The organism is Nocardiopsis sp. FIRDI 009 (genome assembly GCF_003386285.1).
In the GTDB taxonomy this organism is placed as follows: Bacteria; Actinomycetota; Actinomycetes; order Streptosporangiales; family Streptosporangiaceae; genus Nocardiopsis.
The window spans coordinates 1-16870 of sequence record NZ_QPNC01000036.1; the positions used below are offsets into that span (position 1 = coordinate 1).

Here is a 16870-nt window from a genome sequence, read left to right on the forward strand (position 1 = left end):
GACACCGGTGCCGAGGGTGGTGGGAGAAGGCGGTGCGGTCACCAGGCGCAGCAGGTCGGCCGGGCCGGACACGACGAACGGCAGGGCCGGGCCGGGGCGGGCGTAGCGGCGGGGGTGCGCCGCCCGGCGGGGGCGGCGCACGCCGCGCAGGAGTCGACGGGCCGCATCGGCGGTGGTGTCGGGCAGCTCGGGACGGACCGTGGCGCGGGCCAGCGGCCACGACGCCAGCAGGAACAACAGCAGGTAGCGCACGGGCGCACCTCCAGGGTTCGGGATGCCGGATGGGAGGTCCGGCGGGATCGATCAGGTAGCTCCATGTTGTCCACACCTAAGTAAAAATGCAAGACCTAGTTTTGATTAAGTGAGAGAATTACTGGCAGGTGACCTACTTCTAGGTTGGTGATGAGAAAAATGTCCGGAAACCAAGATCGCGGCCTAGGATCGAAGCAGAAGCAGCCGTCGACCGGCTCATCTGCAAGGAGTGTCCCGGTGGCCACCTCACCGCCCCTGAGCAAACGCCGCTTGTCCCGCATCCTGCGCGAACGCCGAGAGGCTTCTGGGCTTACCGCAGACCAGGTGGTCGAACGCGCTCGTGAACTCGGCGTGCCTGCAAAGCTCAGCCCGTCCACGATCACGAGGATGGAGCGCAATGAGTGGCTGCGGCCGAAGTTCGAGGTCGTGGAGGCTCTACTGCGCGTCTACGACATCGGGTCACCAGAGCGCGACGAGATCATGCAGCTGGTGCGGGAAGCTCGCCAGCGGGGATGGTGGGCGAGCTACACGGATGTGCTCGGGAAGGGAACCCTGACGGGCTTGTTGCCGGGGGCGTCACGCGTTCGGGAAGTCACCATTGGTGTGTTGCCTGGCTTGTTGCAGACGGAGGGGTATGCTCGCGCGGTGATTTTGGGCGGTGGGATCACCGATGCCGCCGAGATCGACCGGCGCATCGAGGCCAGAATGCTTCGCCAACAGGTCCTCACCGCTGAGGAGGCGCCAACCTACTGGGCCATCATCGATGAGGCCGCGCTCCGCAAGATCCCGTCGGACCTCCGCGAAGCACAGGTTAGTCAGCTCATCGATGTGCAGCGCCCCAACCTGCGCGTACAGGTTCTGCCTGACGCGGCGGGTCTCCACGCAGCGGTCGCGGGCGGTTTCACCCTCCTGGACTTCGACGGCGACCCGGGACTCGCGTACAGCGAGAACGCAGTTCGTCAATGGGTGACCGATGACGCAGGTGAGATCGCTGTCTACGACCTCGTGTATCAGTATGTGAGTGCGTCGGCCCTTGGCGTTCAAGAGTCGACCAGCTTCCTGGAACGCCTGATCACCTAAGAGGTACACATGCAATCCCACCCCATGCCTGCCCATGCGTCGGCGTGGCATAAGTCTTCCTACAGCGGCGCCCGAACCGAGAACTGCGTTGAGGTGGCGGAGGGTGCCAGCACGTTTGTGCGTGACACGCAGAACCGACACCTGGGGTACCTGACCCTGCCCGCCGGGGAGTGGAGCGCTCTCCTGAGCAGTCTTCGTTCGGACGGTTAGCCGTGATGACGGGAACGACGAAGGCCCCCAGCAACACTGGGAGCCTTCGTTGTTGCATTACCTGATGCAATCCCATGCTGAGTGTATCGCCGGGCTGGGGATCAGACCAGGCTCCGCTTGCCCTTGGCCGAGTGAGGACACGTGACTGTGTGAGGCCGTGCGGTGACTCGACTGGGGTGGGAGGCATGAGAGCGCGTATTCGACCGACGTGCACGTGGCCAAGAACCCCGGTGAGGAAGACCCCCATGTACTCATCCACTGATCTGAAGTTCCGCAAGTCCAGCTACAGCAGCGGCTGCGGCCAGGACTGTGTCGAAGTCGCCAGTGCGACTCGTGGTGCGGCCGTTCGCGACTCCAAGCACCCGGAGTTCGGACACCTTGAGGTCCCGGCCTCCGAGTGGAGCGCCTTCCTGTGTTCGACCACCGGGAACTGACCCGCGCCCCGTGACTTTCGGGCCCGGATCAGGGAAAACCGAGGAGTTCTGGAGCCCAACGTAGTGGTAGGGCCCCAAAAGGACCACCGCCCCCCGTGGGGCGCGGGACGGTGACCCCTCTCCTTCCTCGACCCGGCACCGACCTCATACCCCTCGGTGGTATGTTCGCGGGTGAGCGGGGCGCGACGGTGCGTTCCGGCCGCCAGGGGGGAGGCATGCCGTGCGCGCGATGGTGCGTCGCTGGGCGTCCACCCTGGTCATGACGGTTCTCGTCCTGCTGATCCTGGCCTGGCACGGAACCGGTGACGGGGGTCCGGCCACCCCGGACCAGCCTGGCGAGCCGGTCGCCCACACGGCTCCGGCCACGCTTCCGGCGATCGCCGGCGGCACCAACGCGGCCCACGACGACCCGCTGCACGGCAACACGGCCCTGGTCCCGGTGGCGTCGACTCAGGCGACCCCGGACCACGCGGACATGCCCCACGCGGGCCCGGCCGACTGCTCGGCCGACGCGCCCGCCTGCTGGACCGGGCACCCCGCCCCCGACCTGACCGCACCGGCACCGGTGCCCGACGTCGTACTGCCACCGCCACCGGTCCGGGCCGCCGCGCGTCCCGACCAGAGTTCGGGAGCCGCACCCCGCGCCCCCGACCTCGCCGAGCTCTCGGTTCTGCGGATCTAGAAGCCGCCCTTCCCACAGGCGTCCCTCAGATCCGTCAACCGAAAGGTCGTTCCACCATGTCCGCACCCTCCTTCCGTGTGCCCGGAATCAGCCGCCGCGCCTTCGTCGGAGGGGGTACCGCCCTCGGCGGGGCCGTCCTCCTCGGCGCCTGTTCGGGCGGAGGCGGCGAACCCCGTTCCTCGCTCATCACCCCGGACGACGCCCGCGTCGGAGCCGTCGAGAACGGGCGCGCCGCCACCGGGCGCGAGCACGAGGTCACCCTCACCGCCGCGCCCACCACCCTCGACCTGGCGGGCACGGCCGTCTCCACCTGGGCCTACGGCACGTCGGTCCCCGGAGACGAGCTGCGGGTCAGCGCGGGTGACACCGTGGTCGCCGAGCTCGTCAACGACCTGCCCGACCCGACCAGCGTGCACTGGCACGGCCCCGCCCTGCGCAACGACATGGACGGCGTCCCCGGACTGACCCAGGACGCCGTCGCCCCGGGGGAGCGGTTCACCTACCGCTTCGTGGCCGCCAACCCCGGTACCCACTGGTTCCACCCGCACGTCGGAACCCAGCTCGACCGGGGGCTGTACGTGCCGTTCGTCGTCGAGGACCCCGACGAACCCCTCTCCTACGACGAGGAGTGGGTCATCGTCCTCGACGACTGGCTCGACGGTGTCGACGGCACCCCGGACGACGTCCTGGACGAACTCCTCCAGGGCATGGGGCACGGCATGGACGGGGGCACGGGCCACGGCGGCCACGGATCGGGCGACGACGGGGAGGGCCCGATGCGCATGGGGTCCGCCCTGATGGGCGCCACCAGCGACCACCTCGGCGGGGACGCCGGGGACGTCCACTACCCGGAGTACCTGGTCAACGGGCGTCCGGCGGGGGACCCGCGGACCTTCGAGGCCGCGCCCGGCACGCGGGTGCGCGTCCGGTTCGTCAACGCGGGCGGCGACACCGCCTTCCGGGTCGCGCTCGGCGGTCACACCATGACCGTCACCCACACCGACGGGTACCCGGTCGAACACCACGAGGCCGACGCGCTGCTGATCGGTATGGGCGAGCGCTTCGACGTGCTCCTCACCCTGGCCGACGGCGCGTTCCCCCTGGTGGCGCTGGCCGAGGGCAAGGGCCGGTCCGCCTTCGCGGTCGTGCGCACCGGCGGCGGTTTGGCCCCCGGGGCCGACGCGCGCCCCGAGGAGCTGGAGGGCCGTGTCATCCTGGCGACCGACCTCACCGCCGACGAGGGGGCGCGCCTGCCCGAGGCCGTCCCGCACGTCGAGCACCGGATCGAGTTGACCGGCGGGATGACGCACTTCGACTGGGGGTTGAACGGCCGCCGGTACGACCCGGAGAACCCCACCGGGAACGCCTTCCGGGTGGCGGAGGGCCAGCGGGTCCGGCTGACGCTGACCAACGGGACCGGGATGTGGCACCCCATGCACCTGCACGGACACCACTTCCAGGTGGGGGATGACGGTCCGCGCAAGGACACCGTGATCCTGCTGCCCGGTCAGACGCTGGCGTGCGACTTCGACGCCGACAACCCCGGGCTGTGGATGACGCACTGCCACAACGTCTACCACGGGGAGGCCGGGATGATGGGGGTCGTCGGCTACTCCGTGTGAGGCGCGGTCCCCGACGCGGTCCGGCGGGTGGGGGTTTCACGTGAAACCCCCACCCGCCGGACCGGCGCGGCCCCGGGTCAGCCGAGGGAGGCCGGTGCCCGCAGGGAGCGCGGTGTGCGCCCGGCCAGGAGGGCCGTCGCCAGCGCGACGACCGCCATGAGGACCCACACCCCCTGGTAGGCGCCCAACGAGGGCGTGTCCGTTCCGCCGATGACGAAGCCGGCGAGCACGGCGGCGAAGACCGCCCCGCCGACGCTGCCGCCCAGCGTCTTGACGTTGTTGTACACCGCGGTGGCGCTTCCCGAGCGGTCGGGCGGACTGGCCTCGACGATCAGCGTGGGCAGGGCGCCGAGGGCCAGACCGAACCCGAGCCCCGCCACGGCGAGGGAGGCCAGGAAGGCCGGGAGCGAACTCCAGAACAGGACGAAACCGACGGATCCGGCGGCCATCAGGGCGAAGGCGAGGAAGACCGCGCGGCGGTAGCCGATCCGGGAGCCCAGGGGCGCGACGGTTCCCGCGCCCGCGAACGCCGTCACGCTCGGCAGGGTGACGCACAGGCCGATGCTCAGGACGCTCAGCCCGAACCCGTATCCGGTGTCCCCGGGGGAGGCCGAGAGGTAGACGACGAGGACGCTCTGCCCGCCGAGCAGGAGCAGCCCGAGGGTGAACCCGGCCGCGTACTGCGGGGCGACCAGGGGGGCGACCACCGCGCGGACGTCCACCAGCGGGTCGTCGGTGCGCAGCTCCACCCTGACCCACCAGACGACCAGCGCCGCCGCCAGGGCGAAGCCGCCCCAGACCATCGGCGAACCCCATCCCCAGGACTCGGCCTGGGAGATCGTGCCCAGCAGTGTGACCAGGGCCAGCCCGACCAGTGTGCCGCCCACCCAGTCCATCCGGCCGGAGGCCCGGGTGCGGGCCTCCGGGATCCCGGCGTAGGACAGCGCGAAGCAGCCCACGGCGGTGGCGGCCAGCAGGCCCAGGGTGATCCGCACGTCGCCGACCACGGTCTGGACGATTCCGACCAGCAGGCTGCCGAGCATCCCGCCGAGGGTGAGCGACCCCACGAGCAGCCCGATGGCGCGGCGGGCGCGTTCGGGCGCCAGCCGGTCGCGGACCAGCCCGATCTCCAGGGGCAGCAGCGCCGCGAGCGGCCCGAGCAGCGCCCGTCCGACCAGCAGGACCGCGAGGTTGGGCGCGAGCGCCACGACGGCCGAACCGGTCGCGACGCACAGCAGGGACACCCGGAGCATGCGCCGGTATCCGTACAGGTCGCCGAGCCGACCGAACACCGGGACGCTCACCGCGGCCGTCAGGTACTGCACGGCGACGATCCAGTGCAGGTGGGTGCTGGAGACGTCCAGTTCCTCGCGGAGGGAGGGGAGGAGGGGAGCGATGGAGCCCTGGAGGATCCCGCTGGTCAGCTCGAAGAAGACCAGGAGCCCCACCACGGCGACGACGCCCCTGGCCATCGCGGGCGGTGTGGCCGGTTCCGCTCCCGCGGCCGGGGACCGGTCGGTCCGTCTCTCGTGCTCACTCATGGTCGGCACCCTTCGTCGTCGTTGGGGGATGTGGGGCCGGACTCAGGCGGTCCGGGTGAGGCGGCGCGCGGCCAGCTCGGCGAGCAGGGCGGCCTGCGCGGGCAGGACGGAGTCGTCGTAGCGGGCGTCGGGGGAGTGGTTGCCCGGGGCGGTCGCCGGATCGGCGTCCGGCGGGGTGGCGCCGACCATGAGCATCACCCCGGGCACCTCGCGGAGCACGAAGGAGAAGTCCTCCGAGCCGGAGGCCGGGACCGGGGACACGAACCCGCGCTCCTCGCCGAACAGGTCGTGGACGGTCTCCAGCGCGAACGCCGCCTCGGCGTCGTCGTTGACTGTCGGCGGGTACTGGACCTCGTACTCGACGTCGGCCTCCAGCCCGTGGGCGGCGGCGATCCCCCGGACGAGGGCGGGCAGGTTCTCCTGGAGCCGGGCGTGGTTGGCCTCGGAGTAACAGCGCACGGTGGCCTCGAACTCGGCCCGGTGCGGCAGCACGTTGTTCTGGGTGCCCGCGGCGAACCGTCCGACGGTGACGACGACCGGGTCGAAGATGTCGTAGGTCCGGGTGACGTGGTTCTGGAGCGCGGTGACCATCTCGCACGCGGCCGGGACCGGATCCCGGCCCAGGTGCGGAGCGGACCCGTGCCCGCCCTCGCCGCGCACGACCACTCTCAGCACGTCGGAGCCGCTCATCGCCACACCCGGCTTGGTGGCGACCATGCCCGCCGGGAGCAGGGACGAGGTCACGTGGACGGCGTAGGCGGCGTCCAGGGGCCTGCCCGCGGCCTTGAGCACGCCCTCCTCGATCATGAGCGGGGCGCCGCCGTAGCCCTCCTCGCCCGGTTGGAACATGAACACGACGTCGCCGTGCAGTTCCTCACGGACCTGGCTCAGCAGCGTGGCGGCCCCGATCAGCCCGGCCACGTGCAGGTCGTGGCCGCAGCCGTGCATCCGGCCGTCGACGGCGGAGGCGTAGGGGACGTCCGCCGTCTCCCGGACGGGGAGGGCGTCCATGTCCCCGCGCAGCAGGACGGCGCCGCCGGGACGGCCGCCCCGCAGCACGGCGGTGACCGAGCTCAGACCGGTGCCGGTGGTGATCTCCAGGGGAAGGTCCGCCAGGGCGTCCAGGACCCGGCGCTGGGTGCGCGGCAGGTCCAGCCCGAGTTCGGGCTCGCGGTGCAGGGCGCGGCGCAGCTCCACCAGCTCCTCGCGCAGCCCCTCGGCCCGTGCGGTCATCGACATGGCGACAATCCCCCCTGTGGATCGTGTGATCGTTGCCGTCACACTGGAGGGAAGGAGCACAAAACGGTGCGAGATCACCGGAAAAGCGCATCAGAGGACATCAGATGCTGGAAAAACGTGTGATGGATGACGTTGACCAGGCGCTCGTCCACGCCCTCCAGGTCGCTCCCCGGGCGAGCTGGGCCCGGATCGGAACGGTCCTGGGACTGGACGCGGCGACGGTCGCGCGCCGCTGGCAGCGGCTCCACGAGTGCGGCGCGGCGTGGGTGACCTGCGGTCCGGGGACCGGCCTGTCCGGTTCCGGGTGTCTGGCGTTCGTGGAGGTCGACTGCGCGAGCGGCGACCTGATGCCGGTGGCGCGGGGGTTCGCGGAGCTGCCGCACGTCTCGGCGGTCGAGCACGTCACCGGCGACCGTGACCTGGTGCTCACCGTCATGGCCGAGGACGTCGGCGCGCTGGCCCGATGGGTCGTGGGCTCGCTGGACACGATGCGCGGCGTGCGGTCCAGCCGCACCCACCTCGCCGGGACGGTGTTCACCGAGGGCAGCCGGTGGCGGTTCCGCGCCCTGACGCCGCGGCAGGTGGAGAGGCTGGCCGGGGAGGCGCCGGAGCCGCGGCCCGCCCGGCTGCCGGACGCGCTCGACCGGCGGCTGATCGTGGCGTTGACCGAGGACGGCCGGGCCTCCTACACGGCGCTCGCCGAGCGGTGCGACAGCACGCCCGACACCGTGCGCCGCAGGGTCCACCGCCTCTTCGCCGCCCGGATGGTGCAGGCCCGCTGCGAGGTCGCCCGGCCGCTCTCGGAGTGGCCGGTCGCCGTTATCGTCTGGGCCCGGGTGCCGCCCGACCAGGTCGCCGAGGCCGCGCGGAGTGTCACCGGCATGCGCGAGGTGCGCCTGTGCGCGGGGGTGACCGGGCGGCACAACCTGCTGGTCATCGCGTGGAGCCGGTCGGTGGAGGACGCCCAGCGCTTCGAGGCCGACCTCGCGCGGACGGCCCCGAACCTCGTCGTCGGCGACCGGGCCGTCGCCCTGTGGACGATGAAGCTCAGCGGGCAGCTGCTCGACCACCGGGGCTACCGGACGGGCGCCGTGCCCATCGACGCCTGGGACATCCCCACCGGACCGCTCACCGCGTGAGCCGCCTCGGGCGGGGGAAGCGGAAGGGGGCGGTGCCGTCGCGGCACCGCCCCCGCGTGTGGCCCGTCCGGGCGGGTGGCCGAGTGAGGGTGGGTCACCCGGGTCCGGACGGATCGTCGCGGCCGGGTCGGGTCAGCCCTTGCCGACCGTCCTGCCGATGTGCTCCAGGTCCTCCTGGTTCCAGCACTCGATCCCGGTGACGTCGGGCATGCTCGCCTTGGTGAAGACGGGGTCCGCGCCCTGGCGGCGCTGCCGGACGAAGTCGTCGAGCAGCCGGAACGCGATCGGCGCGAGGAGCGCCAGCGCGGCGAGGTTGACCAGGGCCATCAGACCCATGGTCGTGTCGGCCAGGCTCCAGACCAGACCGCCGGACCCGATCGCGCCGAGGAAGGTCACCACCACGACCGTGAGCCGGAAGCCGATCATCACCGACGGGTTCGGAGTCAGGTAGGAGACGTTCGAGACACCGTAGAAGGTGTTGCCGAGCACCGAGGTGAAGGCCACCAGCAGGATGATCAGCGTGAGCAGGTGCAGCGCCCACGGGCCGAGGCTGGTCTCCAGCGCGTTCTGCGTCAGCGTCGGACCGGCCTCCGCGGTGTAGGTCGGGTCGGACAGCAGGATGATGAAGGCCGTCGTGGAGCAGACGATGAGGGTGTCGAAGTAGACGCCCAGCGTCTGCACGAGGCCCTGCTTGACCGGGTGGCTGACGGCGGCGCTGGCGGCGGCGTTGGGGGCCGAGCCCAGGCCCGCCTCGTTGGAGAACATGCCGCGCCGCATGCCCTGCACGATCGCCGTGCCGATACCGCCCGCGGCGATCTCCCGGAGACCGAAGGCGTGCATGACGATGTCGGCGATCACGGCGGGGATCTGGCCGATGTTCATCACGACGACGACCAGGCCCATGAGGACGTAGAGCGCCGCCATGAAGGGCACCAGCGCCGTCGCGGCCTGGGCGATCCTGCGGGCGCCGCCGAAGATGATCACACCGGCGGCGCCGGCGATCACCACGCCCACCGCGTACGGCAGCCACGGAGCGGCGTCCGCGCCGGTGGCGGTGGAGACCGTGTTCGAGATGGCGGCAGAGATGGTGTTGCTCTGCACGCTGTTGAACACGAGGCTGAAGGTCACCGTGATGATGACGGCGAAGAGCACGCCCATCCACCGGGAGCCGAGTCCGCGCTCCATGTAGTACGCGGGGCCGCCCTGGTAACCCTCCTTCCCGCCGATCTTGTAGAGCTGGGCGAGGGTGGACTCGACGAAGCTCGCCGCGCCCACGAGCAGCGCCATCGCCCACATCCAGAAGACGGCGCCGGGACCGCCGAGCGCGATCGCGGTGGCCACGCCGGCGATGTTGCCGGTACCGATGCGGGCGGCGGCGGAGACGGCGAAGGCCTGGAAGGCCGAGATCGGTTTGCCGCCGTCGGGGGTACGGCCGGGGTCACCCCGCATCGCGCGGAACATCTCGGGGAGCAGGCGGAACTGCACGCCCTTGGAGCGCACGGTGAAGTACAGGCTCAGGATGAGCAGGACGGGGATGAGCAGGTACGCCCAGAAGGCGTCGTTGAGGGCGCCGATGCCTGAGTTGATGGCGTCCACAGGGACTTCCCTTCGTCGTCGGCGGAGACGGCGTTGTCTCGCTCCGCGACTCGTTCGTGTCCGCGGGGGGCAGGGCGGAGGTTGCGTACGTGTGGGGCTTGTTCCGTTGACGTTCGAACACGGAAGGTGACAACGCGGTCGAGGTCGTCGCCGGTTGGAGCACCCGGGCCGCTATGGGTGGTGCGGGCCCCGACCAGATAAAGGGAAAAACGCCCGCTATGCAAGATAGGTCACTTCCGAACATGATTCGGAAACTGCGCTCCCGGGCGGGTCGGCGTCGGGGCTGGAGGGCCGGGATCGGGGGCGGGGTGAAGCGGGGGGAAATGCCCGGAGAAGCCCTGGAGAGCCGGGGTTTTTCGGTGCGTCGGCCGCCTTCCGGCGGGCGGGACGGCACTCGGTCGCCGCTTCGACCTGGACTCTTCCGCATGCCGAACCGTAAGGAATCCTTGTGGTGCACCTCACGAGTAAAATTCCCGAATCAGACTCGGGAACGGCTGGAGTGTGGCGTCGGCCACGCCTGAATTAGCCTTGTTATATAAATGTGACATGTTGCGTCCGTGTTAACTCATTCGCTACGGTTCACACCGTGGTACAACTTCGTATAGCTCTGGCACAGATCAACCCAGTTGTGGGTGATCTGGATCGAAATTGCGACAGCGTCGTCGCTTACGCTCGCCAGGCGAGCGACGCTGGAGCCCATCTCGTGGTGTTCCCCGAGATGGTCGTGACGGGATACTCGGTCGAGGATCTCGCCCTGCGGGACGGTTTCGTCTCCGCGTCCACCAAGGCCACCCACCGACTCGCCGAACGCCTCTCCGCGGAGGGACTGGGCCATCTCCCGACGGTCGTCGGCTTCCTGAACCGCAAGGAGGGCGCCGGAGCCCGCTTCGGCCAGCCCTCGGGCGCTCCGCAGAACTCCCTCGCGGTCCTGCACCGGGGCCGGGTCCGGCTCGTGTCGGCCAAACACCACCTGCCCAACTACGGGGTGTTCGACGAGTTCCGCTACTTCGTGCCCGGGGACACGATCCCGGTGCTGCGGTTGCACGGCGTCGACATCGCCTTCGCCATCTGCGAGGACCTGTGGCAGGACGGCGGCCCCGTCGCCGCCGCGGCCGAGGCCCGCGCCGGGATGCTGATCACGTTGAACGGCTCCCCCTACGAGCGGCACAAGGACGACGTGCGGCTCGGACTCTGCCAGCGTCGGGCACGGGAGATCGGCGCCGCCATCGGCTACGTCAACATGACCGGCGGCCAGGACGACCTGGTCTTCGAGGGCGACTCCCTCATCGTCGACGCCGACGGGGAGCTGGTCGCCCGGGCCGCGCAGTTCGAGGACGAGCTGCTGGTCACCGACGTCTCCCTGCCGCGGGCGGAGTCCTGGGCCGACGAGCCGACGGAGGCCGGCGGCTTCCGAGTCGTGCGGTACACCGTCTCGGAGCAGCCGGCCGCGCCCTACGAGACGCGTCCCCCCGTCCTGACCCCGCGCAAGGACCCGCTCAACGACCTCGGCGAGGTCTACACCGCGCTCGTCACCGGAGTCCGCGACCACGTCCGCAAGAACGGGTTCACCTCGGTCCTGGTGGGCGTCTCCGGCGGTGTCGACTCCGCGCTGACCGCCACGATCGCCGCCGACGCGGTGGGGGCGGCGAACGTGCACGCCCTCGTCTCCCCCGGACGGGGATCCGACGCCGAGGCCTTGGACCGCGCCGAGGACCTGATCAAACGGCAGGACCTGATCCGGCGCCTCTACCCGACCGACGCCCTGCTCGACGCGCTGGAGTCGACCTTCGCCACCGACGACGGGGTGCGGGGGGCCCTCCTCGACCAGGCGCGGGGCGCCCTCCTCGCCACCCTGTCCCGCCAGGAGGGGCACCTGGTCCTGGCGACCGGCAACAAGACCGAGCTGGCGACCGGCGCGTGCGCCCACTACGGCGACGCCGTGGGGGCCTACGCGCCGCTCAAGGACTGCTGGAAGACCCTGGTCTGGGAGCTCGCCCGCTGGCGCAACGCCCAGCGGGCCGGGGTGGACGGCGCGCCGCCCATCCCGGAGTCCTCCCTGGACCGGCGACCGGTCAACGGGTGGGAGCTCATCGCACCGGCGCCCGAGCGCCCGGGGTACGAGGTGCTCGACGGGTTGCTGGACGCCTACATCGGCACCGACCAGGGCGTCGCGGCGCTGACCGCCGCCGGTTTCGCCCCCGACCTGGTCCGGCACGTCGTCCGGCTGGTCGACCGGGCCGAGCACAAGCGCCGCCAGTACCCGCCCGGCCCCAAGATCACCCGGCGCAACCTGGGCCGGGACCGACGGCTGCCGATCACCAACCGGTGGTTGGCCTGACGGATTCCGGGGCGGCGGACGCCGACGGGACCGCGGTGCGGGGGCCTGGCGCTCCGCATCGCGGCCCCGGGGTCGGATGCCGACCGGCGCGGCGGACTCCCCGTCATCCCACGCCCGACCCGAGATCCTCCTCGTCGGCGCGGCGGGACGTCCGGCTCCCTCCGTCGGCGGGACCGGGCGACCCGGTGTCCGGGGCGACGGTGAGCAGCCGGATTCCGTGCGCGGCCAGCAGCGCGCTCGCCAGGGCGACCGCCCCGCCCGCCCAACCGCCCGCGTAGGACTCGCCCATGAACGCCACCCCGATCACGGAGGCCGCGACCGGGTTGGTCAGGGTGGTGATGCCCAGCGGCGCCCCGAGGTCCACGCCCTGGTAGGCGGCCTGGGCGAGGAAGAGACCGAGGATCGCGATCACCGGGGTGGCCAGCGTGGCGGGGTGCGTCAGACCGGCGGACCCGGTCGCGGCGAGGACGGAGACCGACGTCTTGACCGTGGCGGAGGAGACCCCGAAGGCCACCCCCGCCGCCCCGGACAGCAGGTAGCTGCGCCACGCGGTCGACGGCACCCGGCCCGCGATCCACGCGGTGACCGCCAGGAGCACCGTCGTGCCGACCCCGACCAGCACCGAGTCCGGCCGGTCCAGGACACCGCCCGGGCCGCTGGTGACCGACACCGACAGCAGGGTCCCGAGCGCCACCACGGTGAACGCCGCCCCGCGCCACTCCGCGCGGCTCACGCGCCGCCCGCCGAGCCGGGCCGACCACGGGACGCCGAACACGAGAACCAGTACGCCCAGCGGCTGGATCACCGTGAGCGGGGCGAAGCCGACCGCCGCGACCTGGAACCCCGCGCGTCCCCCGTTGAACACCAGCGACACCCACCACAGGGGGTGTCGCAGCAGGTCGACCACCTGGCGGAGTCCGGTGAGCGGGGCGGTCACGCGCACGGCGAGTCGGCGCTGGGCCACCGCCGCCGCCGTGTAGGCCGCGCAGGACAGGACGGCGAACCCGATCCCCAGCCACATATCCATGTCCGCCATCCTCCCGTCCGCGCCGGGCACGGAGGCGGCGGGGGCGACCCTAGTCCGCGCTGGGGACCGCGCCCCGGTACAGCGCGGCCACCACGTGCTCGATGTCGGGTTCGCGCAGGGTCAGGTCGGCGACCCCGTGCCGCCGGGTGATCTCCGCGATCACCGCAGCCGGGTTGTCCGACAGCTCCAGCCACTGGCGGGGCCCCTCGACGCGCACGCAGGTCCCGCCCGGGACCTCGACCGGCGGGGCCGGGGCCGCCAGATCCACCACCAGGACCCGGGGCGCGGGCACGCTCGCGCGCAGTCCGGCCAGGTCGCCGTCGTAGGCCAGGGTGCCGCGGTCGATCACCACGACCCGTCGGCACAGCCGCTCGACGTCGCCCAGGTCGTGCGTGGTGAGCAGGATCGTCGTCCCCTCCTCCGCGTTGAGCCGGAGGAGGAACGCGCGGATGGCCGCCTTGCTCACCACGTCCAGGCCGATGGTCGGCTCGTCCAGGACCAGCAGTTCGGGGCCGTGCAGGAGGGCGGCGGTGAGGTCGCCGCGCATGCGCTGGCCGAGGCTGAGCTGGCGCACCGGGGTGGCCAGGAACGGTCCCAGATCCAGCAGGTCGGTGAGCTCGGCGAGGCGGCGCGCGTGGTCGGCGGCCGGGATCCGGTACATGTGGCGGGTCAGCTCCAGGCTGTCCCGGAGCGGCAGGTCCCACCACAGGGTGGTGCGCTGTCCGAACACGACGCCGATGCGGGCGGCCAGCCGGGTGCGTTCGCGGGACGGTTCGAGGCCGGCGACCCGGACCCTGCCCGCGGTCGGGGTGAGGATGCCGGTCAGCATCTTCATCGTCGAACTCTTGCCCGCGCCGTTGGGGCCGAGGTATCCCACGATCTCGCCCGGTCGGACGGTGAGGGTCACGTCGCGGACGGCGCTGACCGTGCGCCTCCTCCGCCGGAGGAGGGGACCCTCGCGGAGGGTGAAGTCCCGGCTCAGGCCGAGGGTCTCGATGATGGGCCGGTCGTCGTGGCTGGAGGTCATGGGTCAGCTCCCGGTGGATCGGTAGCGGCGCAGGCCGGCGCGCCAGCAGAGGGCGGCGACGGCGCACATGAGGAGGGCGGCGACGGGCGGCGCGAGGCGGAGCGCGTCGGGCAGGCCGGTCGGATCGGGGCGGCCGAGCAGGAACAGGGCGGGCTGCCAGCTGACGAAGGCCAGCGGGAGCACGAAGGTCGCGGAGCGCACGACCTCACGGCCGTAGACGGCGAGCGGGTACTCCGTCAGGGCCTGCCCGCCGTAGGTGAGCGAGTTGGCGGCCTGGCGCGCGTCGGTGGCGACGAACTGGATACACGCACTCGCCGTCCACACGGCACAGCAGAGGGCGATCGAGGAGACCAGCAGCACCGGCAGCATGAGGGCGCGCGCGGGCGTCCAGTCGATGTCGCACCGGACGAGGGCGAGGACGAGCACCGCGGCGGCGGGGACGATCTTGCCCAGCCTTCGCGGGGTGAACTGGTCGGTGGCCAGCAGGACGAGCGGCGGGACCGGGCGGATGAGCATCGTGTCGAAGGCCCCGGTCCGGATGTGCTGGCCCAGCCGCTCCACCGACCCCATGAGCATGTCGGCGCACCCGAAGGCGGTCGCGGACAGCCCGTAGACGAGCAGCCCCTCGGCGACGCCGAACCCGGCCAGTTCGCCCGCGTGGCCGAACACGATGACGACGGCGCCCATCTCGGCGAGCGCGCCCAGGGAGACGAAGACGGTGAGCAGGACCAGGGAGGCCGGGTACTGGGCCAGGGCGCGGCACCACGTCCACGCGAGTCGGACGTAGATCCGCAGCGGCCACGGCGCGCGGGTCCGGAGCGGTTCAGCCACCCTGGACCACCACCCTGCGCGTCGCGCGGGACGTCACCAGGGCGCCGAGCGCCAGCAGCGCCGCCGCCCACAGGACCTGGAGGGCCGGGCCGCCCGCCGCAGTCCCGCCCGGCAGCGACTCCTTGCCGAGCAGGACCTCGGCCGGGACCTGGACCATCGACGCCCACGGCAGCAGCCGCAGCACGTCCGCCACCGCCGGCGGGAACAGGGTGAGCGGTAGCAGCGCCCCCGCGGCCACCGGCCCCAGCAGTCCCGCCACCGCCCACACGCCCCGGGTGTCGGTGAGCCAGAAACCGGCCAGCGCGTAGAGGTAGCGCAGCCCGAACGCGACCACGGCGGCCAGGGCGAAGGAGGTGAGGACGGCGACCCAGCGCAGGGGGTCGTCCGGGAGCCGGAGGTCGAAGACCAGCGCCCCGACGGCGAACGTGGGGACGGCGCGGAAGACCAGCTGGTAAACGGCCCGGCCGAGGTCGTCCGCCAGCCACCAGGACTGGAGCGGCACGGGTCGGAGGAGGTCGGTGGCCACGGCCCCGTCCCGGATCCGCTCCTCCAGGTCGAGCGGCGGGCCCATGACCGCGACCACGGCGAGCAGCGCCTGTGCGACGAACACCTGGGTGACGGCGTCGCGGGCGTCGTAGCCGTTGATCTCCGGTCGGGCGGCGAACAGGGCGAGGAGGACCATCGCGTTGATGACGCCGAAGACGGAGTTGGTCAGCAGGCCGGAGAGTGTGGCGACGCGGTAGGCGGAGTGGCGGCGCAGCCCTCGGGCGAACACCGCGCGGTGGACACGCATGGGTGTGGCTCCCTGGCGGATCGAGACCGTGCTGGGGTTCGTCCGGTCTCGGCGCCGGGGCGGGGCCGACGGGCGAGTCCGGATCCGGCACGTCCCTGATCTCGCACAGGTCCGGGTCGCCGCGAGTGAGTGAGGTTAGCACGGAGTGAGCGGAGGGGCGAGGGGTTTTCGCGAACCCCGGTCCGCGATCGGGCGGCGCGCCGTCGACCGACCCCGCATCACGTGCCGGGGGAGCGGTCTGGGTAGCCTCCGACTGCTGAGCGGACACGGGAGGGACAGCTGTGACGTCGACGAACACCGGGACGACCGGGGGCGACCGGAAGGTCGTGGTGCTGACGGGAGCGGGGTCGGGGCTGGGCCGGAGCATGGCCCGGCGGCTGCTGGCCGAGGGTCACGCCGTGGTCCTCGCGGGGCGCAGGCGCGCGCCGCTGGAGGAGACCGCGGACGGCCACCCCGGCGCGGTGGTCGTCGAGGCCGACGTGACCTCGTCCGACTCGGTGCGGGGGCTCTTCGACGTGGTCCGCGGGCGGTTCGGCCGGGTCGACGTGCTCATCAACAACGCGGGGGTCTTCGGGCCGAGGGCGTCGGTGGACGGGATCGGGGACGAGGACTGGGAGCGGACGCTGGCCACCAACGTGACCGGTCCGCTGTACTGCGCCAGGGAGGCCGTCCGTCTGATGAAGGAGCAGTCGCCGAGCGGTGGCCGCGTCATCAACAACGGGTCGGTGTCGGCGTACGTGCCGCGTCCGCTGAGCGTCGCCTACACCGTCACCAAGCACGCGATCACCGGGCTGACCGCGGCGATCAACCTCGACCTGCGGGCGCACGGGATCCCCTGCACGCAGATCGACGTGGGCAACGCGGCCACGCCGATGGTGGCCGGCTTCGGGGCGGAGGCGTTGCAGGCGGACGGGTCCACGCGCGCCGAGCCGACGATCGACCCGGCGCACGTGGCCGACATGGTCGCCCACATCGTCTCCCTGCCGCTGGACGTGTCCGTGCCGAGGGTGACGGTGATGGCCCGGGAGATGCCCTTCGCCGGTCGGGGGTAGGCGCGCG

The 16870-nt window shown here is 71.9% G+C and carries 16 protein-coding genes; 8 read left to right on the top strand and 8 right to left on the bottom strand.

The window, feature by feature from the left end:
• Window positions 1–252 (bottom strand): hypothetical protein (locus tag DVR05_RS24565; RefSeq protein WP_116247694.1); only part of this gene is annotated, 252 nt, incomplete at its 3' end.
• A gap of 237 nt (window positions 253–489) precedes the next feature.
• Here DVR05_RS24565 and DVR05_RS24570 point away from each other — a divergent pair.
• From DVR05_RS24570 to DVR05_RS24590, 5 genes are all read left to right on the top strand, one after another.
• The gene (locus DVR05_RS24570; RefSeq protein ID WP_116248293.1) at window positions 490–1332 is read left to right on the top strand and encodes a helix-turn-helix transcriptional regulator; all 843 of its coding nucleotides are present in this window, start codon (window positions 490–492) and stop codon (window positions 1330–1332) included.
• Window positions 1333–1356: 24 nt separating this feature from the next.
• Window positions 1357–1542 (top strand): DUF397 domain-containing protein, encoded by a 186-nt coding sequence (locus tag DVR05_RS24575; RefSeq protein ID WP_116248329.1) that lies wholly within the window; start codon window positions 1357–1359, stop codon window positions 1540–1542.
• A gap of 245 nt (window positions 1543–1787) precedes the next feature.
• Window positions 1788–1976, top strand: a complete 189-nt coding sequence (locus DVR05_RS24580) for a DUF397 domain-containing protein (protein ID WP_116248294.1) — start codon at window positions 1788–1790, stop codon at window positions 1974–1976.
• Between the two features lie 220 nt (window positions 1977–2196).
• Complete coding sequence (locus DVR05_RS24585) at window positions 2197–2658, top strand: hypothetical protein (RefSeq protein WP_116248295.1); 462 nt, start codon at window positions 2197–2199, stop codon at window positions 2656–2658.
• A gap of 77 nt (window positions 2659–2735) precedes the next feature.
• Window positions 2736–4280: a multicopper oxidase family protein gene (locus DVR05_RS24590; RefSeq protein ID WP_116248330.1), complete on the top strand. Its 1545-nt coding sequence runs from the start codon at window positions 2736–2738 to the stop codon at window positions 4278–4280.
• A 77-nt stretch (window positions 4281–4357) separates the two neighbouring features.
• On the opposite strand, the gene DVR05_RS24595 is transcribed toward DVR05_RS24590, so the two are convergent.
• The gene (locus DVR05_RS24595; protein WP_232832303.1) at window positions 4358–5821 is read right to left on the bottom strand and encodes an MFS transporter; all 1464 of its coding nucleotides are present in this window, start codon (window positions 5819–5821) and stop codon (window positions 4358–4360) included.
• Between the two features lie 42 nt (window positions 5822–5863).
• Entirely contained in the window at window positions 5864–7060 is a 1197-nt protein-coding gene (locus tag DVR05_RS24600; protein WP_116248297.1) for a M20 family metallopeptidase, read from the bottom strand.
• A 122-nt stretch (window positions 7061–7182) separates the two neighbouring features.
• Between DVR05_RS24600 and DVR05_RS24605 the strand changes: the two genes are divergently transcribed.
• Complete coding sequence (locus DVR05_RS24605; RefSeq protein ID WP_116248331.1) at window positions 7183–8199, top strand: Lrp/AsnC family transcriptional regulator; 1017 nt, start codon at window positions 7183–7185, stop codon at window positions 8197–8199.
• A gap of 132 nt (window positions 8200–8331) precedes the next feature.
• Here DVR05_RS24605 and DVR05_RS24610 read toward each other — a convergent pair whose 3' ends face one another.
• A complete protein-coding gene (locus tag DVR05_RS24610) occupies window positions 8332–9795 on the bottom strand; it encodes a sodium:alanine symporter family protein (protein ID WP_116248298.1) in 1464 nt (487 codons plus the stop codon).
• Window positions 9796–10381: 586 nt separating this feature from the next.
• On the opposite strand from DVR05_RS24610, the gene DVR05_RS24615 reads away from it, so the two are divergent.
• Window positions 10382–12133 carry an NAD+ synthase gene (locus tag DVR05_RS24615; protein WP_198659340.1) on the top strand — a complete coding sequence of 584 codons (1752 nt, stop codon included), beginning with the start codon at window positions 10382–10384 and terminating at the stop codon, window positions 12131–12133.
• 103 nt (window positions 12134–12236) lie between these two features.
• Here DVR05_RS24615 and DVR05_RS24620 read toward each other — a convergent pair whose 3' ends face one another.
• The 4 genes from DVR05_RS24620 to DVR05_RS24635 are packed head-to-tail and all read right to left on the bottom strand — an operon-like array spanning window position 12237 to window position 15811.
• On the bottom strand, window positions 12237–13154 hold the full coding sequence (locus DVR05_RS24620) for a DMT family transporter (RefSeq protein ID WP_116248299.1): 918 nt from the start codon (window positions 13152–13154) through the stop codon (window positions 12237–12239).
• A gap of 55 nt (window positions 13155–13209) precedes the next feature.
• Window positions 13210–14187: an ATP-binding cassette domain-containing protein gene (locus tag DVR05_RS24625; protein ID WP_116248300.1), complete on the bottom strand. Its 978-nt coding sequence runs from the start codon at window positions 14185–14187 to the stop codon at window positions 13210–13212.
• A 3-nt stretch (window positions 14188–14190) separates the two neighbouring features.
• Window positions 14191–15018 carry an ABC transporter permease gene (locus DVR05_RS24630; RefSeq protein WP_116248301.1) on the bottom strand — a complete coding sequence of 276 codons (828 nt, stop codon included), beginning with the start codon at window positions 15016–15018 and terminating at the stop codon, window positions 14191–14193.
• Window positions 15011–15811, bottom strand: a complete 801-nt coding sequence (locus DVR05_RS24635) for an ABC-2 family transporter protein (RefSeq protein WP_116248302.1) — start codon at window positions 15809–15811, stop codon at window positions 15011–15013. Before DVR05_RS24635 ends, DVR05_RS24630 begins: the two co-directional genes overlap by 8 nt.
• Before the next feature lie 281 nt (window positions 15812–16092).
• Here DVR05_RS24635 and DVR05_RS24640 point away from each other — a divergent pair, with 281 nt between their 5' ends.
• Window positions 16093–16863 carry an SDR family oxidoreductase gene (locus DVR05_RS24640; protein WP_116248303.1) on the top strand — a complete coding sequence of 257 codons (771 nt, stop codon included), beginning with the start codon at window positions 16093–16095 and terminating at the stop codon, window positions 16861–16863.
• Window positions 16864–16870: the final 7 nt, after the last annotated feature.

Excerpts from the sequence above, each read along its gene's own strand:
- DVR05_RS24605 (WP_116248331.1), top strand. The coding sequence starts at position 7,183 with ATGGATGACGTTGACCAGGCGCTCGTCCACGCCCTCCAGGTCGCTCCC.
- DVR05_RS24620 (WP_116248299.1), bottom strand. The coding sequence starts at position 13,154 with ATGTGGCTGGGGATCGGGTTCGCCGTCCTGTCCTGCGCGGCCTACACG.
- DVR05_RS24635 (WP_116248302.1), bottom strand. The coding sequence starts at position 15,811 with ATGCGTGTCCACCGCGCGGTGTTCGCCCGAGGGCTGCGCCGCCACTCC.
- DVR05_RS24580 (WP_116248294.1), top strand. The coding sequence starts at position 1,788 with ATGTACTCATCCACTGATCTGAAGTTCCGCAAGTCCAGCTACAGCAGC.
- DVR05_RS24575 (WP_116248329.1), top strand. The coding sequence starts at position 1,357 with ATGCCTGCCCATGCGTCGGCGTGGCATAAGTCTTCCTACAGCGGCGCC.
- DVR05_RS24595 (WP_232832303.1), bottom strand. The coding sequence starts at position 5,821 with ATGAGTGAGCACGAGAGACGGACCGACCGGTCCCCGGCCGCGGGAGCG.
- DVR05_RS24625 (WP_116248300.1), bottom strand. The coding sequence starts at position 14,187 with ATGACCTCCAGCCACGACGACCGGCCCATCATCGAGACCCTCGGCCTG.
- DVR05_RS24600 (WP_116248297.1), bottom strand. The coding sequence starts at position 7,060 with ATGTCGATGACCGCACGGGCCGAGGGGCTGCGCGAGGAGCTGGTGGAG.